24 protein-coding genes are annotated in these 26,363 nt (G+C 60.9%); 10 read left to right on the forward strand and 14 right to left on the reverse strand.

Features of this window, described 5'->3' with window-relative positions; genetic code table 11:
- Positions 1-84 precede the first annotated feature (84 nt).
- The 7 genes from otsA to HB633_RS07600 form a co-directional block, all read right to left on the reverse strand.
- Positions 85-1,527, reverse strand: a complete 1,443-nt coding sequence (gene otsA / locus HB633_RS07570) for an alpha,alpha-trehalose-phosphate synthase (UDP-forming) (protein ID WP_213777488.1) — start codon at positions 1,525-1,527, stop codon at positions 85-87.
- Between the two features lie 198 nt (positions 1,528-1,725).
- On the reverse strand, positions 1,726-1,986 hold the full coding sequence (locus HB633_RS07575; protein ID WP_213777489.1) for a hypothetical protein: 261 nt from the start codon (positions 1,984-1,986) through the stop codon (positions 1,726-1,728).
- A 167-nt stretch (positions 1,987-2,153) separates the two neighbouring features.
- Positions 2,154-2,396: a hypothetical protein gene (locus HB633_RS07580; RefSeq protein WP_213777490.1), complete on the reverse strand. Its 243-nt coding sequence runs from the start codon at positions 2,394-2,396 to the stop codon at positions 2,154-2,156.
- A gap of 278 nt (positions 2,397-2,674) precedes the next feature.
- Entirely contained in the window at positions 2,675-4,075 is a 1,401-nt protein-coding gene (locus HB633_RS07585) for a sigma-54 dependent transcriptional regulator (protein WP_213777491.1), read from the reverse strand.
- 336 nt (positions 4,076-4,411) lie between these two features.
- Entirely contained in the window at positions 4,412-4,666 is a 255-nt protein-coding gene (locus tag HB633_RS07590; protein WP_213777492.1) for a hypothetical protein, read from the reverse strand.
- Positions 4,667-4,709: 43 nt separating this feature from the next.
- Positions 4,710-5,027 carry a DUF883 family protein gene (locus HB633_RS07595; protein ID WP_213777493.1) on the reverse strand — a complete coding sequence of 106 codons (318 nt, stop codon included), beginning with the start codon at positions 5,025-5,027 and terminating at the stop codon, positions 4,710-4,712.
- 55 nt (positions 5,028-5,082) lie between these two features.
- Positions 5,083-5,394 (reverse strand): hypothetical protein, encoded by a 312-nt coding sequence (locus tag HB633_RS07600; protein WP_213777494.1) that lies wholly within the window; start codon positions 5,392-5,394, stop codon positions 5,083-5,085.
- A gap of 512 nt (positions 5,395-5,906) precedes the next feature.
- On the opposite strand from HB633_RS07600, the gene HB633_RS07605 reads away from it, so the two are divergent.
- The 3 genes from HB633_RS07605 to HB633_RS07615 all read left to right on the forward strand — a co-directional run bounded on the left by HB633_RS07605 (position 5,907) and on the right by HB633_RS07615 (position 8,291).
- On the forward strand, positions 5,907-6,977 hold the full coding sequence (locus HB633_RS07605) for a sigma-54 dependent transcriptional regulator (RefSeq protein ID WP_213777495.1): 1,071 nt from the start codon (positions 5,907-5,909) through the stop codon (positions 6,975-6,977).
- 289 nt (positions 6,978-7,266) lie between these two features.
- On the forward strand, positions 7,267-7,779 hold the full coding sequence (locus HB633_RS07610) for a hypothetical protein (protein ID WP_255580819.1): 513 nt from the start codon (positions 7,267-7,269) through the stop codon (positions 7,777-7,779).
- Positions 7,776-8,291 carry a hypothetical protein gene (locus HB633_RS07615; RefSeq protein ID WP_213777497.1) on the forward strand — a complete coding sequence of 172 codons (516 nt, stop codon included), beginning with the start codon at positions 7,776-7,778 and terminating at the stop codon, positions 8,289-8,291. Before HB633_RS07610 ends, HB633_RS07615 begins: the two co-directional genes overlap by 4 nt.
- Positions 8,292-8,318: 27 nt before the next feature.
- On the opposite strand, the gene HB633_RS07620 is transcribed toward HB633_RS07615, so the two are convergent.
- The 4 genes from HB633_RS07620 to HB633_RS07635 all read right to left on the reverse strand — a co-directional run bounded on the left by HB633_RS07620 (position 8,319) and on the right by HB633_RS07635 (position 15,438).
- Positions 8,319-11,423: an autotransporter outer membrane beta-barrel domain-containing protein gene (locus HB633_RS07620; RefSeq protein ID WP_213777498.1), complete on the reverse strand. Its 3,105-nt coding sequence runs from the start codon at positions 11,421-11,423 to the stop codon at positions 8,319-8,321.
- A gap of 329 nt (positions 11,424-11,752) precedes the next feature.
- Positions 11,753-13,096 carry a nitrate/sulfonate/bicarbonate ABC transporter ATP-binding protein gene (locus tag HB633_RS07625; protein ID WP_056352159.1) on the reverse strand — a complete coding sequence of 448 codons (1,344 nt, stop codon included), beginning with the start codon at positions 13,094-13,096 and terminating at the stop codon, positions 11,753-11,755.
- A gap of 83 nt (positions 13,097-13,179) precedes the next feature.
- A complete protein-coding gene (locus HB633_RS07630; RefSeq protein WP_213777499.1) occupies positions 13,180-14,967 on the reverse strand; it encodes an ABC transporter permease subunit in 1,788 nt (595 codons plus the stop codon).
- Positions 14,968-15,108: 141 nt separating this feature from the next.
- Positions 15,109-15,438, reverse strand: coding sequence for a hypothetical protein (locus tag HB633_RS07635; RefSeq protein ID WP_213777500.1), 330 nt, complete (start codon positions 15,436-15,438; stop codon positions 15,109-15,111).
- A 50-nt stretch (positions 15,439-15,488) separates the two neighbouring features.
- Here HB633_RS07635 and HB633_RS07640 point away from each other — a divergent pair, with 50 nt between their 5' ends.
- Both HB633_RS07640 and HB633_RS07645 read left to right on the forward strand, forming a co-directional pair.
- Positions 15,489-17,165, forward strand: a complete 1,677-nt coding sequence (locus HB633_RS07640) for a sensor domain-containing diguanylate cyclase (protein WP_213777501.1) — start codon at positions 15,489-15,491, stop codon at positions 17,163-17,165.
- A gap of 107 nt (positions 17,166-17,272) precedes the next feature.
- Complete coding sequence (locus HB633_RS07645; protein WP_056352150.1) at positions 17,273-17,536, forward strand: hypothetical protein; 264 nt, start codon at positions 17,273-17,275, stop codon at positions 17,534-17,536.
- Positions 17,537-17,571: 35 nt separating this feature from the next.
- Here the strand turns inward: HB633_RS07645 and HB633_RS07650 are convergent, their stop codons facing one another.
- Both HB633_RS07650 and HB633_RS07655 read right to left on the reverse strand, forming a co-directional pair.
- A complete protein-coding gene (locus HB633_RS07650; RefSeq protein ID WP_213777502.1) occupies positions 17,572-18,918 on the reverse strand; it encodes an ATP-binding protein in 1,347 nt (448 codons plus the stop codon).
- Positions 18,902-19,624, reverse strand: coding sequence for a response regulator (locus HB633_RS07655; protein WP_031362548.1), 723 nt, complete (start codon positions 19,622-19,624; stop codon positions 18,902-18,904). The genes HB633_RS07650 and HB633_RS07655 overlap by 17 nt, the downstream gene beginning before the upstream one ends.
- Before the next feature lie 268 nt (positions 19,625-19,892).
- Here HB633_RS07655 and HB633_RS07660 point away from each other — a divergent pair, with 268 nt between their 5' ends.
- Positions 19,893-20,486 carry a periplasmic heavy metal sensor gene (locus HB633_RS07660; RefSeq protein ID WP_213777503.1) on the forward strand — a complete coding sequence of 198 codons (594 nt, stop codon included), beginning with the start codon at positions 19,893-19,895 and terminating at the stop codon, positions 20,484-20,486.
- Positions 20,487-20,590: 104 nt separating this feature from the next.
- Here the strand turns inward: HB633_RS07660 and HB633_RS07665 are convergent, their stop codons facing one another.
- The gene (locus tag HB633_RS07665) at positions 20,591-21,289 is read right to left on the reverse strand and encodes a pirin family protein (RefSeq protein WP_213777504.1); all 699 of its coding nucleotides are present in this window, start codon (positions 21,287-21,289) and stop codon (positions 20,591-20,593) included.
- Positions 21,290-21,868: 579 nt separating this feature from the next.
- Between HB633_RS07665 and hisQ the strand changes: the two genes are divergently transcribed.
- The 4 genes from hisQ (at position 21,869) to HB633_RS07685 (ending at position 25,827) form a co-directional block, all read left to right on the forward strand.
- Positions 21,869-22,558, forward strand: a complete 690-nt coding sequence (gene hisQ, locus HB633_RS07670; protein ID WP_060817068.1) for a histidine ABC transporter permease HisQ — start codon at positions 21,869-21,871, stop codon at positions 22,556-22,558.
- A 60-nt stretch (positions 22,559-22,618) separates the two neighbouring features.
- A complete protein-coding gene (locus HB633_RS07675) occupies positions 22,619-23,332 on the forward strand; it encodes an ABC transporter permease (protein WP_061998912.1) in 714 nt (237 codons plus the stop codon).
- Positions 23,333-23,353: 21 nt separating this feature from the next.
- Positions 23,354-24,133, forward strand: coding sequence for an ABC transporter ATP-binding protein (locus HB633_RS07680; RefSeq protein ID WP_213777505.1), 780 nt, complete (start codon positions 23,354-23,356; stop codon positions 24,131-24,133).
- A gap of 542 nt (positions 24,134-24,675) precedes the next feature.
- Positions 24,676-25,827, forward strand: a complete 1,152-nt coding sequence (locus HB633_RS07685) for a porin (protein WP_213777506.1) — start codon at positions 24,676-24,678, stop codon at positions 25,825-25,827.
- The last annotated feature ends 536 nt before the right edge of the window (positions 25,828-26,363 follow it).

Genomic DNA, 26,363 nt, shown 5'->3' on the forward strand with positions numbered 1-26,363 from the left:
CGCCGTTCCGCATGCACAGCCGGCACAAATAAAAACCCCGCGCCGGATAAACAGGCGCGGGGTATTGCTGCGCGAGCAAGCGTTTTAACTTGCTACGCGCGCCGGCCGCTTTGCTTCAGAAACCTGCCGTACTGCTTTCTTCGTCACTGAGGCAGCAGTGGCCACGCTGCGCAGATCCTGCAAGAAGGAATCGCGCCAGACGGAGAGGTTGTTCTCACGCAGCGGCGCCATCATGTCCGCATGACGCGACTGGCGCTCTGCAAGCGGCATCGATAAGGCCCGTTCCAGCGCCTCGGACATCTGCGACAAGTCGAACGGATTGACCACGAGCGCACCTGGCATTTGGTCTGCCGCGCCCGCAAACTGCGACAACACAAGCGCGCCAGGATCGGCGGGATCTTGTGACGCCACATATTCTTTCGCGACGAGGTTCATCCCGTCGCGCAACGGCGTGACATACCCTACTTGCGATAAGCGGAACAGCGCCATCAGCAGATTTCGATCGTACTTGCGATTCAGATACTGGATCGGCGTCCAGTCGAGCTGCGCAAAGCGGCCATTGATACGCCCGGCTTCACCCTCGAGGTTCTGCCGGATGCGTTGATAGGTTTGCACATCGGAGCGTGTCGGCGGCGCGATCTGCACCATCGATACCCGCCCATGCCATCCCGGCGCATGCAGCAACAGGCGCTCGAAGGCTTGGAAACGTTCGGCGAGACCCTTCGAATAATCAAGCCGGTCAACGCTCATGATCAGCTTCCGGCCGCGCAAGCTGTCGCGCAGGCTTTTCACCGGCTTGCGATTCGAGAACTGCTCCGCGACCTTAGCAATCGCATCCGGATAAATGCCGATGGGGTACGCGCCGACTTTCAGCATGTGGCCGTGCGCTTGCAGCATGCCGTCTTCGCTGAGATGCCCGAGGTTTCCGCGTTCGATGTAATCCACAAACGACTGCTTGTCCGCATCGGTCTGGAATCCGACGACGTCATAGCTGCACATCGCCTTGATCAGTTCTTCGTGCGGCGGCACGGTTCGAAGCACCTCAGGGACAGGAAACGGGATGTGCAGGAAAAAACCGATGGGATTCTTGATGCCGGCCGCGCGGCATTCCTGCGCGAACGGCAGGAGGTGGTAGTCGTGAACCCAGATGATGTCATCGGGTTCGAGCAAGGGTTTCAGCTGCCTCGCAAGGCCGGCATTGACTCGTGCGTAACCCGCGTATTCCTCGCGATCGAACCGCGACAAGTCATTCCGATAATGAAACGTCGGCCAAAGCGTCGCGTTCGAAAAACCGCGGTAGTACTGGTCATAATCGCGCCGCGTCAGCCCAACCGTCGCGTAAGTGACGTTGCCGCGCTTTTCCACCACAGGGGCCGATGCTTCGCCCACGATCTCGCCGCTCCAGCCGAACCACACACCGCCTGTCTCCTTCAACGCGTCCAGCACGCCGATCGCCAAGCCGCCGGCAGCAGGCTTGCCTTCCTGGATAGGCGCGACGCGGTTCGATACCACGATCAATCTGCTCATTACAGCTTCACCTCATCAGTTGTCGTTGCTCGTTCGAATTGACCGGAATAGCAATGCAAGACACGTGCCGTTTTTACAATTCAGAAAATAAAAAGTGTGTATAAATGTGACAGACGAACAAAAACCTCTGACAAGAGCGTGCGGCACAGAAGATTTTTGATTGCGGTTACGCGCTTGCGCGGGCTTCGCTGCCTTAATTCAGGCGTCCTGTTCGGAGCCCAGATCGCGCTGATAGTCGATGCCTTCCTTGCGGACCCCGCCCTGATTGTGATCGCCGTCAGGTCGCGTTCCCGGCGCGGGACGGTTCTGGCCGGCTGGATCAGCCGACGGTTGGTCCTTGACCACTTCTGGCGCCACCGGCGTCTCGGGGGCTGGGGGCATCGAGGACTTGAGGGAATCGGCGCGTGCCTCGCGGCGGGACGTGTGACGCGCGGAACGGCGCAGTGCGGGATGCCTCATGGATGCCTCCGGTAAGAAGGCCGTCGGGGATTGAATCGGCGGCGGATCGCTATATGTCAAGCAATAATGACCGGATGATGGCAACTTATTCGGTCATTATTGCCTGATGCGTTGTAATGCCTACAGCGGGATGGAAAATTCTTCAAGCAACTCGGCACGCCGTCTTATCAATGAAACGCGCCTGAAACGTGAGGTGTTTCGTTCGGCGCAGGAGGCGGATCGCCGATCGGCTGGCTCGGTGGCGACGGCGGCTCGCGTGTCGGATCCGGAACGGTATCAGGCGGTTCCTGCGGCGACGGCGCCGGTTGCTCGGGCGTGAATGGAGGATCAGGCGGTTGCGGGGTCTGCGCGTGCAACATTGCGAGCAACCTGGCACGTGATGCATTTTGCAGCGAGGCGAGATCGATCATGGCGGGCTCCCTGGATCTTATGATGGTGACACTCGTACGGACCCGCGAAGCGGATCCGGCCAAGGACTCTCGATTCGGCTCACATCTGATGTTGCGAAACGCCTGAACCAACACCCGCGAGCCGACCATCCAGTCACAGCAAGGGCCATGCCCTGCAATTCACGGCGCCCCACCTGCATTATCGGCGCTCAGATTGCGCGTGCAAACGAAAAACGCCCGTCCAAAGCAGACATCTTTCGATGTCCCGATGAACGGGCGTCGCTCCAGCAAAGACGTGACTAGCGGCTACCGGCGTCGCCTACTTCGCTCGCTTCGCTTTCTGCGGCTTTACTGGCGGCGTCGTCGCCGTATTCGACCAGACGGTTGTAGAGCGTCTTGAGGCTGATGCCGAGGATCTCGGCGGCCCGCGTCTTCACACCGCCGCATTGCTCGAGCGTCGCAAGGATCAACTGGCGATCCGCTTCGGCGAGCGATGTGCCGAACGGAATCGTCACGGCCGTTCCCGCCGATGGCTTCGACAACGAGATCTGCAACGGCACCGTCGCCGTGCTGTCCGACTCGGCGCCCGACATGATGTAAGCGCGCTGCACGTAGTTCTTCAACTCACGCACGTTACCCGGCCACGGATACGACGCCAGCATGTCGCGCACGGCAGCCGGAAACGTCTTCTTCGTGTTGTAGCGTGAATTGAGTTCATCGAGGAACGCCTGACCGAGCAATTCCACGTCCGTACCCCGATCGCGCAACGGCGGCAGGTTGATCGGGAACACGTTGAGCCGGTGATACAAGTCAAGCCGCAGCTTGCCTTCGAGCACGGCCTGCTCGGGATCGCGGTTGGTCGCAGCGATCAGGCGTACATCGGTTTCGAGTTCCTTGGTCGTGCCAACGCGCATGAACATGCCCGTCTCCAGCACGCGCAGGAGTTTCACCTGCAGCTCGATAGGCATCTCGGTGATTTCATCGAGGAACAGCGTGCCGCCGTTGGCGCGTTCGAAATAACCCTTGTGCTGACGGTCGGCGCCGGTGAACGACCCGCGCTCGTGACCAAACATTTCCGATTCGATCAGGTTCGGCGAGATCGCCCCGCAGTTCACAGCAATAAACGAATGCTTGCGGCGCAGGCTCAGCTCATGGAGCGTCTGCGCGGCGACTTCCTTGCCGGTTCCCGACTCGCCGATCAGCAGCACGGAAGCAGCCGTGGGCGCCACGCGACCGACCTGGTCGTAGACGGTCTGCATGGCTGGCGAATTGCCGAGCATCAAACCAAAGCGGCCCATGCGGCGCAGTTCGCCGCGCAACGTGCCAATCTCGGCCTTCAGGTCGCCAGGGCGCGGCAGACGGCTCAGGATCGCCTTTACGCGCTGCATGTTGATGGGTTTGACGAGGTAGTCCGTCGCGCCCATTTTCAGCGCGTTCACGGCGGACTCGACGGTCGCGTGTCCGGTGATGACGATGATCTCCACGCCCGAACGCGGATCGAGATCTTCGAACAGGTCGACGCCCGATCCATCGGGCAGCTTGAGATCGGTGAACACGACGTCGGGGGTCTGGCGCACGAGCTGAATCCGCGCTTCGCGCAGGTCGCCGGCAGTTGCTGTCGTCAGTCCGTCTTCGCCGATGATCGCGGCTAGTGCCTCGCGGGTACTGGGATCGTCATCGACAATCAATACGTGTGGCATGCGTCTCGAATTTATCCAAAGCGTTGAGGGTCACACGATGCTGAATGCATCGTGGAGGTCTCCGGGGAGCGCCAACCATCGTCATACGCGAGAAACGCATAACAACCAAGGCTTGCCCACCAGGCCGAATGCGCACCGATTGAACTCAAGCACGCCGAAAGATGAAAGTATTTCCGATTCGCCGGATGGAACGTCACTGCGTCGAGCAACTATTGCCATACAGCGTGATTATTGCCGTGGGTACATTGATTATAAGGCTTTATCAAGATGAAACGCACGCCGGAGCGTGCGTTTGAATCATTCCATGACTCGATTCACGGACCCTTGGTTGCTTACTTAGCTGTGCGGAAAGTGCCACGCGTCCGGCGTGCTTCCTATAGCCCCGTTGCTTCCATTTGCTCCCTTGGGAGGCCGGGCCGCGGATGCTGCCGTGGTCGAGGGCGTTATTACCTTGCCGCCTTCGTCTTCCCACCGGTTCAGGTCGCGCGGGATGCGTCTCGCGGTGTCGCGCTTCGCCTGCGCCCATTTCCACGCGAGTACGCTTCCCACCGCGAACAACGCGCCGAACAAGCCGATCTTCGGTCGTGCCATTGTTTCTCTCCTTGTTTTCAGATGATCGGGGTCTTGGTATGGCTTAGCGTGAAACGATGATGCCCGCGAGAAAGCCGATGCCCGCTGCAATGCCGAGCGCTTGCCACGGGTTATCGCGCGTGTAGCGCACGGTGCCGTCGAGGCTCGCACGATACCTGTCCTGCGCGCCCGCTTGCGCGGCTTCCAGTGCGTGGCGGGCGGTATCGACGTGATCGCGCAAGCGGGTGCGCAACGCGTCTACTCCTTCGGCAGGCAACGATGCGCTCAGGCGCACCAGTTCCTCGGAATCGTTCAACAAGACCTTGATGTCCTCGATGATCTTCTGCTTGCCCAGAGAGATCTGGACTGTCGTTTGACTCATGTTTTGAAACCCCTTGCCATTGACATGTGATTGATCGGCCGCAGCCCTGCGCCCGTCACGATGCAGACGCAGTGCGACGCGTGTGCAGCGCTCGCAGCATGCCGCCAAGCACGAGCGCGCTGCCGAGCGCTGCGAACACGAAGCTCGTCACGCCCGCCGCGCGGGAAAGCGCGGGTGTGCCCGCGGCCCATGCCATCACCACGCACATGAGCGCGGTCACGAACGCCACGGCGGCCCAGTGATATACGTTGATCGGCTCGGCTGCCAGGAGTTCCGGACGTTCGTCGGCACGATGCGGCGCACGAGCACGACGTACGGGGCGTGCGCGCTGTTGCACGTGGATGTCGAAATGAAGGGAATCTTCCATGGCTGTCTGTGCCGGGTCACGGCCGTTCTATTGCAGATGCCACCTGTTACGCAGAAACCGTGCCATATCGGCCAGGACATGATGGCAGTGGATCGGGCGCAGCCGCGCTGCACGATCCTCGGTTGCATAAATCGTCAGAACACACGTAACAATTACGTGCGGCGCGTGTAAATGCGGCTTTCTATCGGTGAAGCTTTCCGGAGTTTGCGCGCAATATGGCGTATCGCGCGGTTAATACCGCTGCGATTACTCGCGCTGAACAAAGCACGTTGCCGCTAAGTCGTTGCGGATGGTTAAATACGGATTACGAGATGAGTTGCACGCTCGCGCGTTTCTTTGAAACGCCCGCGCCTGCTGTCATTAAAACGATGCTTCGCCACCTTCAGCGATAGTGAGCCGAACCTGCGTCCCTGCCAACATAGGGTGGGAATCAGCGCAGCACTGCGCTGCCGCCTTGTCCCGGCGCCCGGCCAACTCTGTCGCCCGAACAACATTTGCAGGACATAAGACTCATGGCGTCAACCGATCTGGACTCGCCGGCCGTCGCCTCCGGCGATACGCCATCGCAGAAGAAACGTAACGCGGGAGAAATCGCCGGGCTGAAGTCGTATGGACTTCTGTACGGTTCATCACCCGTGATGATGGAGCTTTATTCGCAAATCGAACGCGTGGCCGGTACGGATGCCACCGCGTTGATCATCGGTGAATCGGGAACGGGCAAGGAACTCATTGCTCGTACCATTCACGATCAAAGCGCCCGGCGCGACGCCCCGTTCGTTGCGGTCAATTGCGGCGCGATTCCCGATAACCTCATCGAACCCGAACTCTTCGGGCATGAGAAAGGCAGTTTTACAGGCGCGGTCCAGGGACGCCTTGGTTATTTCGAACATGCAAATGGCGGAACGTTGTTTCTGGATGAAGTGACGGAGATGTCGCCCGTGCGCCAGGTCAAGCTCTTGCGCGCGCTTGAAACTGGAACGTTCTTTCGCGTTGGCGGTAATGAGCTGATTCATTCCGACGTTCGTGTAATCGCTGCGACCAATCGCGATCCTATCGTGGCGGTAAAAGAGAATGGCTTGCGCGAGGATTTGATGTATCGGCTGGCGGTGTTTCCCTTACGCGCGCCGCCGCTTCGCGAACGCGACAGCGACCGTGAATTCCTGGCGCAGCATTTTCTCGCCGAGATGAATGCACAGGAAGGCACGAGCAAATCGTTCAGCAAACGCGCCATCGACATGTTGCGCACGTACTCGTGGCCAGGCAACGTGCGCGAGTTGAAGAACACGGTCTATCGCGCATTCATTCTTGCCGAGAAGACGGTGGAGATCGCGCATCCGCATCTGGCGTCGCGCGTGAAGAAGCCGGTCACGCAGGGCGATGCCATGAACGTGTGGGTTGGTACGCCCCTCGCCGATGCGCAAAAGCAGATCATCCTCGGCACGCTCAAGCATTGCAGTGGCGATAAACGCCGCGCCGCCAAGGCACTCGGCGTGAGTCTCAAGACGCTTTATAACCGCCTCGGCACTTATGAGGACGAAGGCGGTGAGGCGGAGCCCTCGGCGCCGGCCGGGACGGAAGGCTGAAAGCAAGAAGTCGATGGATCCGTTCGCCGGGTCCATCGACACTCCCAACTGTCACGCCAGTTTTTCATTCGACGCAACACGTTCCCCTTATTTGCAATTTCTTGCAAATTTCTTCGCCCGCCTCTTCGTTACGTCATTCAAAATGCCCGGGCGCTCCGTTTGCTATGTGTTGCTCGCTTGGATTTCGCACAAGCAAGCCGGTTGCCGTCATCGAAAGAATAAAGAAAGGTGAGGAAGGAACAGCATCATGCAGAAATCGATTCACCGGCGTCCGGCTCACGCCGCGACAATGGCAACGCTCCTGATGGGAGCCATCGCATGCTTCACCCTTTCAGGTTGTAACTCTCTATATAGCGAAGGCGCTGTGGCAGGCGCGGGTATCGGCGGTGCGGCGATTGCGGGCAGCGTGACCAGCAATGCTGCCGTTGCGACCGGTATCGGCCTGGGCGCGGTTGCGGCCGCGAAGGCCGGCGTTCAGTACAGCCAGCGCGTGATGCATACCTACACGCAAGACCGGATCGCGGGCGCGGCCGGACCGCTCGCGGTCGGCGCGGTGGCGACATGGGCCGCGGTGCATACCGTGCCGATCGAGCCCGACGAGAAGGGCCGCGTGACGGTCAGCCGCACCATCAGCACCGGCACGCTCGACTGCAAGGAAATCGTCTTTTCGGTAGACACCGACGCCAAGAAGGACAAGCCCGCCGACAGCGGCTTCTACGTGGCCTCGATCTGCCGTGACGGACAGACCTGGAAGTGGGCGTCGGCGGAACCTGCCACGCCGCGTTGGGGTGCGCTGCAATGAGGCCCGGCCTTAGCCTGATGCTCGCGGCCGGCGTGGCGGCGAGCTGTGTATTCATGAGCGGCTGTGCATCGATTGGCGCGGCGGCCGGTGCGGCAGCGGGCGTATCCACGGGTGTCGTCACGAGCAATCCGGCGATCGGTTTTGGCGTGGGCATTGCCGTCCAGGCGGCCACCGACGAAGCCGTCGCGCGCCTCATGAAGCGCCTGCACAGCGACCAGCAAATCGCCATTGCGACGACAGCGGGCGATCTGCCAGTCGGCGATGAAAAAGCGTGGCAGGTGAAGCATGCGTTGCCGGTGGAGAACGGTCACGGCAACGTGCGCGTGTTGCGCGAGTTCAGCAGCGCGCTTGCGACCTGCCGCGAGTTCGCGTTCTCGGTGGCCGACGGCGACAAGCCCGATGCGCATCAGGACTGGTTCCTCGCCCAGGCCTGCAAGGGCAACGACAATACCGGCGGCTGGAAGTGGGCATCGGCGGAACCGGCTGTCGCGCGCTGGGGGAACCTGCAGTAACGCATCGGCGCGAGCCTGGCCGTGCGCCTACCAGCGCCAGCGCACGCCCGCATCGCCGCCTACGGTCGCCCGCGTGGCGCCGCCCACGTTCATCGCGTAATGGACGTTTGCGAACAGGCTTGCGCGCACGCCGATATTGACTGCCACGCCGGTTTGAAAATCAGCCAGCGTCGCCGATGATTGCACCGGCATCGTGGTGGAATCGCCAAAGCCTACGTTGCTCGACGCATCGAAATAACGCCAGAGATTGACACGCGCGTACGGCTGCCACGCGGCCCCGCCCGCTTGCCAGCGGCCAGACAGGCGCAGTCCCAGACGGGCCGCGAACGAACCGGGGTTGCTGAAGGTGACGCTCGAGATGCCGTCGTTCACGTCGTTTATCGACACGTGCTGCCAGATCACCTGCACCTGCGGCTCAATGCGCAATTCCGCCGGCAGCACGAGCGGCAACCCCGCTTCTACCGATCCTGCAATCGAGCGGCCATGCGTGGTCAACCTGACGCCATCGTTCGATGACGGTTTGATCGTCAACGCGCTGCCGGTGACGATCGTATCGGTGTACCAGCCGCCCGCACCGATATGCGTCCAGTACGCGCCCGCGCTCGCCGAATCCACAGCCACATCGCCCGCCGGAGCCGATGGCATGCCGAGCGCGAAGCCAGTGACGTTGCCCGAGGCGCGTGCTGCGCCCAACAGCAAACCATAGTGATTCCGATGTCCTGACGGGGTGGTATCGGCGTAGATGTCCTGGCCGATCTGCGTGCCGCCTGTAAAACCGCTGAAATGGGGATCGACGCCCGTGTCGCTGCTGACGCGCGCGTGGTCGCCCCAGACGCGGCTCCAGGTTGCGGGCAGCGTGCCGGTTTCATCGAGCTGCGACTGGTCGCCGTGCCGGTCGTGAAAAGTGCCGATCTGATCGATGACGAGATCGCGCGTGAGCGACGGGATCGCAGCATAGAGCGGTACTTCAATACGATAGAGCGGCGTTGATGTGGATGGAGTTGAAGGTGGCAAAGGCGGCGGCTGGGGCGCAATCGGCTCCGATGGCGCCGGAGGCGCTGGCGGCTCGGTTGGCGTTACCGGCGGCACAGGTGTGACTGAAGGCACCGGCGTGACCGGTGGCACTGGCGTTACCGGAGGGACCGTCGCCACGCTTGAACGCAAGTACCAGTTATCGGCAGTTCCGGCAGCACCGCCGCCTCGAAACAAGTAGTAGGTGAACGCGCCTGCCTTGACCGGGCTTGCCAACGAAAACGCCGTCGGCGCCGTCGTTGCGCCCTGGACGGTCTGCACGACCATGATTCCATCGGCCAGCGTCAATGCGCCCGCGCCACCCGCATTCCTCACGCCAATCGACGTATCGCCTGTGGCGCTTCCCTGCGATATCACCAGCTTTCCGCTCGGCGAATCATCCGCACCCAGGACGCTTTGCACGAACAGGCGGCCCGAGCGCCCCACATAGTCACCGCCCACCACCAGCGTATTGCGCGTGCCGCCGGTCAAGTCGATGATGCCCGCATTGTTCACCACCACGCGCGCGCCGGGCGCGGCCGCCCTGATCGCCGTGATCGCCGTGATCGCCGATAAACCGCCGCCATTGAACGCAAGTGAACTGGTTGAATCGATGTTGAGCGAGCCCGTTCGTGTCCCGGCATCGCCAAGCGTGATGCTTCGGGCATCGAGCGTCAGACGGCTGGCGTTCGTCACTGCAATGCTTTCCCAGTTCACGAAACGGCTTGGGGCGTTTGCATCGACGTGATCGAACGTGAGTGTGTCGAGGCCCGTGCCGGCATCGAAGATGGATGTGGACGCAAGTTGCGCGTCGCTCAGGTTCGACAGCGTGGCCGAGGTTTGTCCCGCGCCGAATGTGACTGCGCCGCCAATCACCCCGCCTTCGAGCCATCTGAACGTGTTTTGTCCATCGCCCGCTGCGAGCCCGCGTGCAATGGAGCCGCCCGACACCGTGATGGCATTCGCGCCGTTGCCGAGCGTCACCGCGCCGTCAATCACCCCACCCGACATCGCGAACGTGTTTTGCGCTGCCGTCAGCGCAACGTTGCCGATGCGGCCACCGGTAATCGTCGCCGTGCCGCCGTTAGTCAAATTCCCGAGTACGCGACCGCCGCTCAATGTGAAGCGCGGCTGCGGGCCGCCCTGATCGATGTCATCGACCTGGCCTGCACGCATGACGAACGTGTTGACGCCCGTGCCTTGCCGGATCAGCCCGCTCACGGTGCCGCCATTCATGTTGAATGTGTTCGTGCCGGTGTCGGTCCACACGGCGACACCGCCGCCACTCGCAATCGTCCCCGTATTCGTGATCGTGACGGCATACGGACCAGTGGACGAAATCGCAAGATTGCTGCCGCCCGTGATCGCGCCGCTATTCACAATATCCGCATCGCCGCCGACAACGGAAATCCCCACATTGCCGCCTGCGATCGTCCCGGCGTTGGTGAAGACGCCGCCTCCGTTGGCGTCGATGCCGTTGTCCCGGTCACTCGCGATGTGCGCTCCGGCCGCGTTCACCAGCGTGACTTTCTGCGCGAAGAATGCGCCAAGCCCGTCGGGTCCGTGCGCAACGACGGAACCCGTGTTCGTGACCAGACCGGGCGAGGCATCGAGGGAAACAATGCCGTGTCCGTTCGAACCATAGGTATCGATGGAACCGTGGTTCGTCAGGGTGTTATTGCCCGGCGTCCCGTTTGCGTAGAGGCCGTACGAGCGCACGCCCGTCGTTGTGATCGCTCCGTCGTTGACGAGGCTGTTACGACTGCCTAGAGCGTCGATGGCATCGGAGAAATCACCTGTCACTTGCAGCGCGCCGCGGTTCATCACCATGCTCGAATCATGTACGACGACAGCGCTGCTGCCGCTCACGCTGATGCCGGCGCCCGGCTGAATGCGCACGGTCACGCTGGTGCTTCCCGCAGCGGCTACAACACCCGCCGCCGATGGATTCGGCAAGTTCGAGTCACACGTGGCGGTTTCGCCGCTGACGGGCGCGAAGTTATCGCAGTTGCCAAGCGCGGAAGGCATGCGCAACAGCCACGTCACGCCAATCGTGAAACTCGACAGCCGTTTTGTTCGCAGGAACCTTCTGCGTGCTAACGGCAAGCGGGGAAGACGCATCGTTCCGGGCTCCTTGTTTCGCTGCCAGCGAGACGGGATTCCCAGCGTAGAGCACGTTTTGCGCTTCATCAATCTTGTGGAAAGCGATCCGATGCAGCCTTTTGAAACCGCTGGACGCCATAATGGGTAAGGGTTTTCGGCCAATGTGAAACAGCCTGTCGTGACGTTGCGGTACACGCATGCAATCACCCGCGTTCGTCGATCGAATAGAAGCAAAACGGTCTATCGGCTACAAGATTCAGCACGTCAGAATGCAAAAAACGCGGCGTCTGTTTCCAGAGCGCCGCGTTTTTTATCCCGCGCCGTATGACGGGCGTCTCAATGGAACATCAAGACTCCACGTCTTCCAGGCTGAAAATCTCCGTCTGGTCGTTGTACGAGAAAATCTCGCCGTAACGGCCCCAGTTGATGACGGCGTCGAGCGTTTCCTCGGCGGCTTTATCGGAGAGGAAATCTTCCAGTTCCTGTTCGAAACGCACACGCGGCGCGCGATGCCCCGGCCGCTCGTTCAGGACCTTCTTGATCCGTGCGGCGAGCGGCACATGCCGCAGCAAATGCTCCGCGAACATCATCTTGCGTTCCTGCGTGCCAAACTCGGCGAATACGCGCGCCGGCGGCGTCAGGAAAATATCGCCTTCGCGGACATCGGCGAAACCGAGATGCTGCAGCACTTCCGCAACGGGGAACAGGTCGTCCACTTCCAGATGCAGCGTCCGCGCGATTTCCGGCATGTCCGCGCGGCCATGGTACGGATCTGCGGCAAGCGTCTCGATCAAGCCCGCCATCAGGTTGGTCGATACCTGCGGCAACCAGCTGCTCAGTTCCAGCCCCTTCTTCTTTTCTTCGCCGAGCTGACGGGCGGTCATCTTGGCGTAGATATCGTCGACCAGGCGCCGGAACGCAGGATCAAGACGATTGCGCGGGTGCTTGAACGGGACACGAATCTCGGCCATCACCCGCCCCGGATTCGATGCCAGCACTAGGATCCGGTCGCACATGAACACCGCTTCCTCGATGTTGTGCGTGACGATCAGCACCGACTTGATCGGCATCTTGCCTTGCGTCCACAGGTCGAGCAGATCGGTACGCAAGTTCTCGGCGGTCAGCACGTCGAGCGCGGAGAACGGCTCGTCCATGAGCAGCAACGTCGGGTCGACGACCAGCGCGCGCGCAAAGCCCACACGCTGACGCATCCCGCCCGACAACTCGCGCGGATACGCGTTTTCGAAGCCATCGAGACCAATCAGGTCGATTGCGGCCAGCGCGCGCTCGCGCCGCTCTTTGGACGGCACGCCTTGCGCTTCCAGACCCGCTTCCACGTTCTGCAGCACGGTGAGCCACGGGAACAGCGCGAAGGTCTGGAACACCATCGCGACGCCCTTTGCCGGGCCGTTCAGCGGTTCGTTCAGATAGGTGACCTGGCCGCCCGTCGGTTCGATCAGGCCGGCGATGATCCGCAGCAGCGTCGATTTCCCCGACCCGGAACGGCCGAGAAGTCCTACGATCTCGCCCTCGTGCAGCTTCAGGTTCACGTCTTCGAGCACGAGCAGCTCGCCCTGCGTCTTGTTGAAGCCGCGGCTGACCTGATCGACGTGCAATATTTCGCGGCCGAGACGCGGAGGCGTGGGCGACGACGGCGGCGTATGGGTGGAAGGATTCGTCTGCGTTGGCATGGGCGCTCGCGTGTTGCTGATTACAAAAATGGTGTGGCCGCTCGCGACCTGACATTAAAAATTCGGCTGACCTGACCGGCTGCTCAATCCAGCCGCAAACGCGCTTCGGCGAAGGCGAACAACGGGCGCCACAAGAGCCGGTTGAAGAGCGTGACAAACAGCGACATCACCGCGATCCCGAGAATGATCTTCGGATAATCGCCGTTGACCGTGCTTTCCGCGATGTACGCGCCAAGCCCGTGCGCCACGATCTTCGTGTTTCCCCACGATACCGCTTCGGCCACGATGCTCGCATTCCACGCCCCGCCCGACGCCGTGATTGCGCCAGTCACGTAATACGGGAAGATGCCCGGCAAGATGGCCTGGCGCCACCATTGCCAGCCTTTGATCTGGAAATTGGCCGCGGCCTCGCGATAATCGTTCGGATACGACGTCGCGCCGGCGATCACGTTGAAAAGGATATACCACTGCGTGCCGAGCACGATCAGCGGCGAAAGCCAGATATCCGGATTCAGGTTGAACTTCACGATCACCACGACAAACACCGGGAACAGCAAATTCGCCGGGAAAGCCGCGAGAAACTGCGCGAGCGGCTGGATCTTGCTCGCAAGCGCCGGCCGCAGCCCGATCAGCACGCCGATCGGCACCCAGATCACCGATGCAATCGCGATCAGCACCACAACACGAAAGAGCGTGATCAGCCCGAGCCAGAACACATGTCCGACTTCGCCCCACGACACGCCAGACGAGACGAAGACGGTGACCTTCCAGACCACCAGCACGGTCAGCGCCACGACAACCGACGCCCAGACAATATCGCCGATGCGGGAAGCATTGCGTGCCCTCCCCGGCGTCGATGTGAACACGGTCGCGGCGCTCGCCAGAAGCGGCAGCTTCACGCCTTGCAGCGACGGCAACTTCAGCGGCACGCGCGCGAGCTTGCCGATCAGCCAGCCGGCCGGCACCAGCAACTGGTGAATCAGGCGCGTGCGCCGGATCAGGTCGAGCAGCCACGACTCCGGCACGTTGCCCGAACTCGTGTTTTCCATGCGGAATTTGTCGGCCCACGCGACGAGCGGGCGGAACATGAGCTGATCGTAGGCCAGGATCACGACCGTCATGGCCAGGATCACCCAGCCGATCGCGCCGAGATTGCGCTCGCCGATAGCCGTGGCCAGATACGCGCCGATACCCGGCAGCACGATGGTCCGGTTGCCCACCACGATTGCTTCGGAGGCGACCACGAAGAACCAGCCGCCGGACATCGACATCATCATGTTCCAGATGAGGCCCGGCATGGAGAACGGCACTTCGAGCTTCCAGAAGCGCTGCCAGTTCGTCAGGTGAAAGCCGCGCGAGACTTCGTCCAGGTCGCGCGGCACCGTGCGCAGCGACTGATAGAAGCTGAACGTCATGTTCCACGCCTGACTCGTGAAAATGGCGAAGATCGCCGCGAGTTCGGCGCCGAACACGCGCCCGGGAAACAGGGCGAGAAAGAAGGTGACCGTAAACGAAATGTAGCCGAGCACCGGCACCGACTGCAGGATGTCCAGGATCGGCACGAGCACAATCGACGCGCGCCGGCTCTTGGCCGCGAGCGTGCCGTAGATCAACGTGAATACGAGCGATGCCACCATCGCGGCGAGCATGCGCAGCGTGGTGCGCAACGCGTACTCGGGCAGATTCGACGGATCCAGCGAGATGGCCTGCGTCTGCAGCGTCGAGATGGGGGCGAGCGTCTCGTGAAAACCCACCGCCGTCAGTGCGAGGATGCAGATGATCAGCGGGAACGCGACGAAGTCCCATCGATTCGGTAATAGACGCCACGCCGAAGCATTCGCCGTGCGAGTCAGGTTAAAGCCAAAATCCATTACACGCCCTCCCCGTTGAGGCTTGTTGCGGCCGGTGCGCCCAAATCCAGGGCGTCGTCCGGCGTCTGTATTCTTGTCTGCCGGCGCTGTACCGGTTTCACGCCTGTTTCAGGACGGCACGACACTACACCAACCTTTGTTTCAGGCACAACCGCAGCCTGCTGGTTTACGTTTCGTTATCTGGCGGGGCGTTCCGGTGGAAACGCCAAATCGCGCTGCATCGTTCAAGAAAAGCACGTTCTCGCCGATAAGGAACTTGATGGACGAAAGAAAACGTCGTCCAATCAGAACATCCGGGAATAACTGAAGCCGGTTCGGAGTCATTCCAGACGAGGTTTCCGGCTCCGGGCAGGCAATGCATCTTTTTTCACCGGCGCGACTGTCGGCGATCAGCAACAGCACTTGGGGCAAGTACCATCGGCGCGCGCGGCCGCGCCCGGTAAGATGCTCATGTGCCGGCACAAAACTCATAACATTGCTCGTCGCGCGGGGCCGCGGGACAGTCAGACAGGCCAGATTAGATGAACAAGACAACCTTCCACCGTGCGATCGCAATGCTGTGTTGCGCGTTGCTTGCATGCGTGTGCTGGGTTGCCGCCGGACTGGTGTCGGACCGAATGGTACAGCAAGAACTGGCCACTTCAATGCATGTGGAACGCCAAATGGCGGCGTCCATCGTCGATAACACCGCGCAGATCATTGCCAGCGACCTTGCCATGTCCCGGGCCATTCCCGCGACGATCGCGGAGATGGACATGATCCAGCTCGCGCTGGTTCAGCCGCACGGCTTTTCCGCCGACGCCGCGCTGAACGCGGCCGACCGGCGCGCGAAGTGGCTGACCGTGCCGGCGCTCGAAAAAGTCGACAACTTCCTGCGCAACGCACGCGGCTTTACGGGGCTGGACTACATCTGGGTCGTCGACACTCAGGGGTTTTGCGTGGCGTCGAGCAATGCCATCGATTCGAACAGCTTTGTCGGCATCGACATGCGGGCGCGCGGCTATATCCAGAAGGCGCTGCTCGGCGCGTTCAACGAGACATACGGCGTCGGGCGCACGAACGGCGATCCGGGGATTTTTATCGCTACCCCGATTTACCGCGACGGCTTTCTTGTCGGGGCCGTGATTGCGAAAGTGAGTATCGACCGCTTGCGGCATTGGGTGTCGCGCGCCGGGACGTTTGTGACCGACAGCAACGGCGTGGTCGTGATGGCCAACGAAAGCCAGCTCGAAAACCGCGTGCTGCCTGATTCGCCCGTGCTGAAGATGTCGCGCACTGAGCGGCTCGACGCCTACCGGCGCGTCGACTTTCAGACCTTGCGGATCACCAATATAGGCGAGCGCGTGCGGGCGGACGCGCCGTGGCTGTCGCCCTCGCTTTCGAGCGGCTTGTTCAGCACCAGCGATGGCGCGGCGCCCGCGCTTTACGACGAACGCACCGGGCTCAATTCCGGGCTTGCAGCGCATATCGTGCATCCGCTGCCGAACTGGTCCGAGATCGTGCGCAATCAGCGGCGCGACCAGCTGCTCGTGTTCCTGACGGCGCTCGGCGTGGTCGGGCTGGCTGTGGTGATTACCGTGTCGTACCTGCGTGAGCGCCGCTTGCACCGGGCGACGCGGCATCTTGCCAACCAGTTGCAGTCGGCCAACACGCTGCTTTCGGCAGAGGCGCGCCACGACGCGCTGACCGGCGCTTTATCGCGGCGATATTTCCTCGACACCCTGCGCCGCGAAGTCGAGATCGCCCGCGCCTCGGGTACGCCTTTGTCCGTCGCGATTGCCGACCTGGACCATTTCAAGCAGGTCAACGACCGTTTTGGCCACGCGACCGGCGACCGCGCGCTCGAGCATTTCGTGCGGATGTGCGAGGAACAACTGCGCGCAAGCGATGGCGTCGGCCGGCTTGGCGGCGAGGAATTCGGACTGCTGCTGCCGCAAACGTCTCTCGCCGATGCCCACGCGGTGCTCGAACGCCTGCGCAAGCGCTTCAACCAGGAGCATTGCGCTCATCTGCCTGACGACACCGCTTTGAGCGTGAGCATCGGCATCACCGCGTTGTGCGATGGCGACACGGCGGAAAACCTGCTCAAACGCGCCGACCTGGCGCTCTACGCGGCAAAATCGGGCGGCCGCGACCGCAGCGAAGTGCATCCCGCCGACAGCATCCCGCCAATGCCGCGTCATCCCGAGACCGCCTGATATTGCCTGGACGCAGGGTTGGCCGGAAGGGCTACTGGGGCAAGCGGCGTGACAGCAGGTATTATCGACTTTTGAAGTCGAATATCTGCCGTTATCAGGAGGGGTGAATGAAGGGAAATCTGGTCATTGTCTGCCGCGATCAGGACGCTGAAGCATTCGATCACTTACTGGCCGAGTATGGCGCGTTCCAGACGCGGCTCTCGTCCACGACCTGGTATTTGAGGCTCGATGTGGCGCCTGAAGTCATTCAGGAAGAGATTCTGGGAAGGCTGGGGAAATACACCACGCACTATATTTTCGAGGCCGCCACCGTGACCTACAACACGGTCGACAGTGAAGCGGCTTCCGCGCTCAATACTTTGTTTGATTGAAGCTTGGCCGACGGGGGGCAGCTCAACGCCCCACCTCAGGCGTGCTTCAGTACGCCGTCAACGTGCAGTTGTTCCGCGGCTTTCGCCACGACATCGAACGGGAAAGTCATTGCGATCGACAGGCCGCCTTCCTCGCGATTACGGATATCGCACTCGCCGCCCGCGCGCCGCACCAGCCGTTCCACAATAGCAAGACCCAGCCCGCTGTGGCCGCTGCCGCCGCGCGCCGGATCGAGCCTAACGAACGGCCGGCTGGCCTTGACGAGATCCTGTGCGGCTATGCCGCCGCCGCTATCGCTCACGCGCAAAACCCAGCCATTCGCGCCGCGCATGGTCTCGATCACAACGGGGGGCGCGCCGTAGGCGTGAGCGTTGTCGAGAAGATTTGACAGCAACCGGTCGAGCGTCGCCGCAGGCATTGCAAACCCGCGCCCCGCGGTGAGCCGCGTCTGGACTGGCTGAGCGCCCGGCGCAACCGCCCGGTAACTCCGCGCGATCCGCTCGCACTGCTGATCGACTTCCACCGGTTCACTCCGGTCCGTGCCGTCATGCGCGAACACCAGGAACTGATCGACGATATGCGCCATTGAGTCCACGTCGCGCACCACGCCATCGCGCAGCTTCGCCTCTTCCATCATTTCGGCGCGCAAACGCAGCCGCGCAAGCGGCGTCTTGAGATCGTGCGCCACGCCCGCGAGCATCACGGCGCGATCGCTTTCCGCCTGCGCCACTTCGCGCACCATCTGGTTGAAACCATGTGTCAATTGCCGCAACTCGCGCGGGCCGCGTTCCGGAACCGGCGGCGTAGGCTCGCCACGGCCAAAACGCCCAACGGCTTGTGCAAGCGAACGCAACGGTGTCTGGAGCTGCCAGGCGGCGAGCAACGCAGCCATGACCGCAGTCGTGAAAATGATGGCGAGCCACAGCAGCATGCGGTCGCGCGAACGCGGCGGACGCAGCGGTTGAACGGGCACGACGATCCAGTTCGCATCGCGTGCGCCACGCACCCACAGACTTGGCGGACCGCCGGGTTCGCCGACACGGACATCGGTGCCATCGGGCAGACGATCCCGCAAGTCTTCGATAAACCGCGCGAACGGCGGCGGCACGCGATCGGTATCGGCGTCGGCGAGTGGACGAGGAACGTCGGGACTGGTCGGGGCGACCACATGGACGCTCGAGGGCAGCGGCTGGTCCGGCGAATTCGCGATGTGCTGCCGCACGGCGTCGACCAGAAACGTGGCCTCTTCTACTGCATACCGCGTTTGCGTCTGATCACGCTCGACCCGGATGACGGCGAACCACGCGACGTGCGACAACACCAGCACGCCGATGACGAGCACGACCAGCCGGCCGAACAGCGAATCAATGGGCCGACGCATTTTGCTCGCCGTCGGGCACGAACACATAACCGCGTCCGCGCACCGTCTGGATAAAGCGCGGCGTGGACGGATCTGTCTCCAGAATCCGGCGCAGACGCCACACCTGGACGTCGATACCCCGGTCCGTGCCGTCGTATTCCGGACCGTGCAGCAGTTCGAGCAGACGTTCACGCGTAAGCGTGCGCATGGGGTGATTGACAAAAATCTTCAGCAGAGCGAATTCGCTGCCGGACAGCGTCAGCGGCGTCTCGTCCTGATGCAGCGTGCGCGACTGGAAGTCCAGCCGGAAACGCCCGAACGAAAACGGCTCGCGCTGCTCGGGCGCCGCCGAAGGAATCGTGCGGCGGCGGCGCAAGACGGCCTGCACGCGCGCGAGCAGTTCCCGCGGATTGAACGGCTTGCCGAGGTAATCGTCGGCGCCAAGTTCAAGTCCGACAATGCGGTCCACGTCGTCAGCACGCGCGGTCAGCATGATCACCGGAATATCGTCGCCTGAAGCGCGGAGCTTGCGTAACGCCGTCAATCCGTCGACACCCGGCATCATGAGGTCGAGCACGATCAGATCGGGGCGCTCGCGTTCGAGGCGCCGTTCGAGCGTGCCCGCGTCATGCAGCACCGATACCTCGATGCCCTGCCGGACCAGATAGTCGCGCAAAAGGTCGCGCAGTTCGGAGTCGTCGTCGACGACAAGTATTTGAGTAGCCATGCGACGCAGTTTAACGCCAGTCCGGGCCTCCCGATGCCGCAAACCCTCCGTAAACAGTTACCGGGTGTTACTACGAAAGCGGCGCGTAAACCGGCGTAATACCGCAGCGGCGGCTCGTAACACGAGCATCGCCTCGAATCTCTACGCTGTGTCTTACCGAAGGCGCGACGACTGAGACGACGCTGCCAGATCGGATCAGCCCCGCTTGAACCCGGCCACAAACCGGATCAAATCAATGGGGCTCCGCAAATCAAAAAAGGAGTACGCCATGTTGAAGCAGTCCCGATTCCTCGCCATTACCGCGGCGGCGCTTGCGCTGTCCATTGGTACAGCCAACGTCGCGAGCGCCGCCACGCCGGATGCGCCGCCCCCGGGCGGCCCAGGCATGATGATGGCCGAAGGTGGTCCCGGAGGCCCCGGCGGTCATCGCGGGCATGGCATGGAAATGCGCATGAAGAAGGAACTGGACAAGCTGCACGGCCAGTTGAATCTCAACGCGGATCAGGAAAAGCTGTGGCAATCCGCGTTGCAAACCATGAAACAGAACCATGAAGCAATGCGCGCAAGCCATCAGCAAATGCGCTCGCAAATGGAATCCATGAAGAACCAGCCCATCCTGGATCTGAACGCCATGTATGCGGCGCATCAGAAGATCGAAGCGCAGAACGCCCAGTTGCGTGACCAGACCAGCGCCGCGTGGCTGAACTTCTATAACGCGCTGAATGACCAGCAAAAGACCACGGTCAGTTCGGCATTGAAAGCGCGTTTCGCGAAGATGCACGAGCGCCAGGAAAAGATGCATCAGCGCTGGGAGCAGCACCGTGGCGCGCCGGCGGCGGGAGCATCGGCGGTACAACCTTGATGCTTTGATTAATTGAGTCACCCTGCGCAATAAAAAGGCCGTGGACTTTTGGTCCACGGCCTTTTCTTCAGCTACGACTCGCTAAATAGCGCGTGTGATCAGCCTCAAGCCAGATCGAACAGGAGGACTTCAGCGCCGGTTCCCCGGTCAAGCGTCACCTTCGATACATCCTCGATCTTCGCGGCATCGCCGGCAGAAAGCGCTTCGCCATTCACCGAAATCGCGCCCCGCGCCACGTGCACGTAGACGCGCCGCCCGGCGGGCACGTCGAACTCGGCGCGCTCGTCACCATCGAAGAGACCGGCGTAAAGCTCCGCGTCGGCGCCCAGCTTCACCGCGCCGTCCCGCCCTTGCGGCGATGCAATCACCCGCAGGCGGCCACGCTTTTCAGCGTCGTCGAAATGCTTTTCTTCGTAGCCGGGCGCGTCGCCCGCAGCGTCCGGAATGATCCAGATTTGCAGGAAATGCGCGGGTTCGGTGGCTGAACCATTGAATTCGCTATGCCGAACGCCGGTGCCGGCGCTCATACGCTGAACATCGCCGGGGTGGATGGTCGAGCCATTGCCCATGCTGTCCTTGTGCGCAAGGCCGCCTTCGAGCACGTAGCTGATGATCTCCATATCCCGATGTCCGTGCGTGCCGAACCCTTGGCCGGCGGCGACGCGATCTTCGTTGATCACCCTCAGCGCGCCGAAATGCACGTGCTTAGGATCGTCATAGCCTGCAAAAGAAAAACTGTGATACGAGTCCAGCCACCCGTGGTTGGCGTGGCCACGTTCGTTTGCGCGTCGAATTTCAAACATTTCGAACTCCCGGTGATGTTGCGATGGAGAGAATGTAAGGGCGCACACGCTTCGGAACAACTGGCCGCGAAGGCACCACACCTTCCTGAAAATGCGTGTAATCGATATGGCGCGGGGGTCGGGGTGAGGCCGGCAAGCCGCGCGGGTACTGGTGGCCATAAGAGCTTCGGGTAGAATACCGGCCTTTTCCGGGCCGGATGGCGCCGGACCGCCGGTTGAACAGTAGTAAAGAGGCAGCAAAAGCGGCTCAGGCCAATCACTCGCGTTCAGGGACGAGGCGCTTTTTATCTTTTCAATCGTCTTTCGGGCCCTGCGCACCAATTTTGGACATCTAGAATAGGCACCGCCCAGGGCTTGCAGCGGCATGCGTTCAAGCATGCCAGCCACGGGCTGGAGCGGGACGAAGACGTAAAAAGAGGCGCAAGGAACTGGAACACCCGGGCGAGCCGGTGAAAGGGATCAGGCGAGCGGTCGAACGGAAGTTTCAGGGAAAAAAGCGCGGCTGAACAGGCAACAGCGCAGTTGGAAGGGCAAAAGGCGCAAGCCCTCGCCCCACGCGCACGTCATCAAGGAATCACCATGTTTCTGCAAGGCTACGGGCCGCTCATCCTCTCGGGCACATGGCAAACCGTCAAGCTGGCGGTTTTGTCGCTGGTGTTCGCATTCGTGATCGGCCTGATCGGGGCGGCGGCGAAGTTGTCGAGAAACCGCATTTCATCTGGCGTCGGCACGGTCTACACCACGCTCGTTCGCGGCGTTCCGGACCTCGTGCTCATGCTGCTGCTCTTCTACAGCATCCAGATCTGGCTGAACCACCTGACCGACCTGCTCGGCTGGGATCAGATCGATATCGATCCGTTCGTGGCCGGCGTGATCGTGCTCGGGTTCATCTACGGCGCGTATTTCACCGAGACTTTCCGTGGCGCATTCCTCTCGGTGCCGCGCGGCCAGCTCGAAGCGGGCGCGGCCTACGGCATGACACCGTGGCAGACCTTCTCGCGGATCATGTTCCCGCAGATGATGCGCTTCGCGCTCCCCGGCATTGGCAACAACTGGCAGGTGATGGTGAAGGCGACGGCGCTGGTATCGATCATCGGGCTCGCCGATGTCGTCAAGGCCGCGCAGGACGCCGGCAAGGGCACGTTGCGGTTCTTCTTTTTCACGCTGCTCGCGGGCGCTGTTTATCTCGTGATCACGACGCTGTCGAATCTCGTGCTGATGTGGCTGGAAAAGCGTTATTCCTCCGGCGTGCGCAAGGCCGATTTGTAGGCCTTCAGCACCAATCAGGCTCCCTAAAAAAGACACCAGCACATCCACGCGGCGGAATCCATGCTCGAAATCATCCAGGAATACTGGCGCAATTATCTTTTCACCGACGGCTATCGCATCACCGGTCTCGCCATCACGATGTGGCTGCTGGTCGTATCGATCGTGCTCGGCTTCTGTCTTTCCATTCCGCTGGCGGTCGCGCGGGTATCGAAGAACAAGTTGCTCTCGCGCAGCGTCTGGGTCTACACATATGTGTTCCGCGGCACGCCGCTCTATGTGCAGCTTCTGCTTTGCTACACAGGCCTCTACAGCTTGCAAGTGGTCCGCGATCACGTCCTGCTCAACGAATTTTTCCGTAACGGCATGAACTGCACGTTGCTCGCATTCACGCTGAACACCTGCGCGTACACCACGGAAATCTTCGCCGGCGCGATTCGCGCCACGCCATACGGTGAAATCGAGGCCGCGCGGGCTTATGGCATGTCGTCGTTCACGCTGTATCGGCGGGTAATCTTGCCGTCGGCGTTGCGCCGGGCCCTGCCCTATTACAGCAACGAAGTGATCCTGATGCTGCACGCGACTACCGTCGCATTCACGGCGACCGTGCCGGACATCCTGAAGATCGCCCGCGATGTGAACTCGGCCACGTATCAATCGTTTCAGGCGTTCGGCATCGCCGGGCTGCTTTATCTGTGCATTTCGTTCGCGCTCGTATGGATGTTCCGGCGCGCGGAACATCGCTGGCTCGCCTACTTGCGGCCGCAAGGTAAATAAGCCCCAAGGACCATGCAGACAATGAATTCTCCGGCAACCAAGCTTTTCGTCGATGGCCTTCACAAGCGGTACGGCGACCACGAAGTCCTCAAGGGCGTGTCGCTGCGCGCGAAAGCAGGCGATGTCATCAGCGTCATCGGCTCGTCAGGGTCGGGTAAGAGCACGATGCTTCGCTGCATCAATTTTCTCGAACAGCCAAACCAGGGCCGGATATTTGTCGATGGCGAGGAAATCCGCACGCTCAAGGACAAATTCGGCGCGCTGAAAGTGGCCGAACCGAAGCAGTTGCAGCGCATGCGCACGCGGCTTTCCATGGTGTTCCAGCACTTCAACTTGTGGTCGCACCTGAGCGTGCTCGAAAACGTGATGGAAGCGCCAGTGAAGGTGCTGGGGTTGTCGAAGCAGGAGGCCCAGGACCGCGCCCGCAAGTATCTCGAGAAGGTCGGACTCGCGCCGCGGCTGGAAAAGCAGTATCCGTCGCATCTTTCGGGCGGCCAGCAGCAGCGGGTCGCAATTGCACGGGCGCTCGCCATGCACCCCGACGTCATGCTCTTCGATGAACCCACGTCCGCGCTCGACCCCGAACTCGTGGGCGAGGTTCTGAAGGTGATGCAGACGCTAGCCGAAGAAGGCCGCACGATGATCGTGGTGACGCACGAAATGGCGTTCGCGCGCAACGTCTCGAACCATGTTGTGTTCCTGCATCAGGGGCTGATTGAAGAGGAAGGTCATCCCGACGAGGTTTTTGGCAATACGCGCAGCGAACGGCTGAGGCAGTTCTTGTCGGGAAGCCTGAAGTAAAACTACAGAGACGCAGCTGTTCGTCCTGTATCAATAAAAAAAGCGCCCCAACGGGCGCTTTTTTAGTCTGCATCTCTAAACACGCCCGGCTCGCTTATCGGTTTTTGCTTTAGCGGCAGACGCAACGTCCGTCAATAGATGCAATCCATAGCGTTAGGTGTCGAAATGCGGGTCAGCCTTATTCCATAAGGATTTAGCCCGGAAATCGATTATTTTTGCCGGTGTCGCAACACACCAACCATTGCATTTTTGAGACAGAAGATTGGGAGACGATAAATTTTTTTGGCGGCACAAAGGTAATTTGCTAAATTAGTAATCAAAGTACGGAAACGAAGTTCATTAAAAGTAGTTTTACTTCAAAAAGAACTGAGGAGACACCGATCCGCTGGGTCGGTTGTGACGTGGGCGGTCTCTTTGCCTGGTTCACGGATACACCGCCCCTTGCGTGTCATCCCTCTAAATAGTTTCCGGTTCGGTGCGCTGGCACCGGGCCACTACCGCCGCACTTGGGCTTCTATTTTTTGACAGGGTTGGAGGAGATGATGAAGAAAGCTTTGCTCGCGGCTTCGCTGCTGACGGTCGGCGTTGCGGCACACGCTCAAAGTAGCGTGACGCTCTACGGGCGTCTTGACGCCGGTTTGGAATACATGACGGGCGTGCCGACGGGCTCGAATGCTGCCGGCGCTGCCAACAGCAGCGGCCACCGTTTCCGCGCAGAAAGCGGCGACTGGGGTACCAGCCTGTGGGGCATGAAGGGCGTCGAAGACCTGGGTGGCGGCAACAAGGCCGTGTTCCAGTTGGAAGGCAGCTTCAATACCATGACCGGTCAAGGCCCGGGCAACAACGGCATCTTCAATCGTTGGGCGACGGTGGGTATCGCCAACGACCAGTTCGGTACCTTCTTGCTGGGTCGCGAACTGTTCATCTCCAACGGCGTGTGGGACTTCGATCCGTTCGGTCAGTCGAACTGGTCGTCGGCTTCGCTGGTGCGTGGCCGCAACTGGCCGCAATCGAGCAACAACATTTCGTACCAGTCGCCGAAGGTCGCGGGTTTTGACTTCTACGGTCAATACGCGCTGTCGAATGCGACGAACTGGAACGGTAACGGCACGACGCCGCAAGGCCGTGAAGCTGGCGCACAGGTCACCTACACGACGTCCCTGTTCCAGATCCGCGGTTTGTACGATGAAATCCGCAACGCGAACAATGGTGGCCTGTACGGTATCAATCCGGGCGACATCAATGCGGGCAACGTTTCGGGCGGCGTGTTTGCGGCATCGCGCGAATACACGGCTGCTGTGAACGTGTTCCTGGGTCAGTTCAAGATCCAGGGCGCTTACCAGGCTATCCGTACCTCGGGCGCAACGAACGTTCTGCCGGGCCAACCGACGTCGCTCGATCACGAATGGGGCGGCATTACGTGGCAAGCAACGCCTGCAGCTGCGATCATTGCGGCCGCTTATCACGTGAACGGTAACAACGGTTCAGGCAATGCGACGATCTACACGGTCGGCGGCTCGTACAACCTGTCGAAGCGCACGCTGCTTGATATTCAAGTTGCAACGGCTCAGAACAGCAAGGGTGCTAACTACGGCCTGAATGCGAACAATGCAGGTACGGCGGTCAGCACTGACAACCCGCTGCCGGGTCACAGCCAAACCGGCGTTTATGCCGGTATCCAGCACTCGTTCTAATTTGATTTAGAGCGGTTGGCCGGAGCATAACGACAGAGAGAGTTTGTTTAAAGCATAGGTTTTTATAGCTTTAATTGGTTTTCACGCTGCTGCGAGAGGCGCGTATCGGTGCGGTGTTCGAAAGGGCATCGCACCGTTTTTTATTGTTGGCACCGGTGGACGGTTTTTCCTGCTTTTTGGGTCTTCGCGCGTTCTTTGCTATCTGATTTTTTAAGCACTATTAGCCACTGTGCGTGGCGGCACTTCATTTCTTTGTCCAACGGCGACAAAGAAACGAAGCAAAGAAAACGCCTTTCCACAATCGGCTCATAAGTGTCCAAAGCGTGCAGTTCCAACTGCTTGGTACCCCAAAAGCACGCTCGGCGAATAACCACGTCCCGTTGAAACCCTCCCCCTCCGTCAACAGATACCCACACGCTTCGCCACCAGTGTCTGTGGCAGTCAATTTAGACCTGCGCTAATAGCTCACGCCGCGCTAACGGCTCTCCCCAAACGAAAAATGCCGCCGATGCGAATTCGCATCGGCGGCATTTTGC

Origin of the sequence: Caballeronia sp. dw_276, assembly GCF_018449635.1 — a bacterium.
Taxonomy (GTDB): Bacteria; Pseudomonadota; Gammaproteobacteria; order Burkholderiales; family Burkholderiaceae; genus Caballeronia.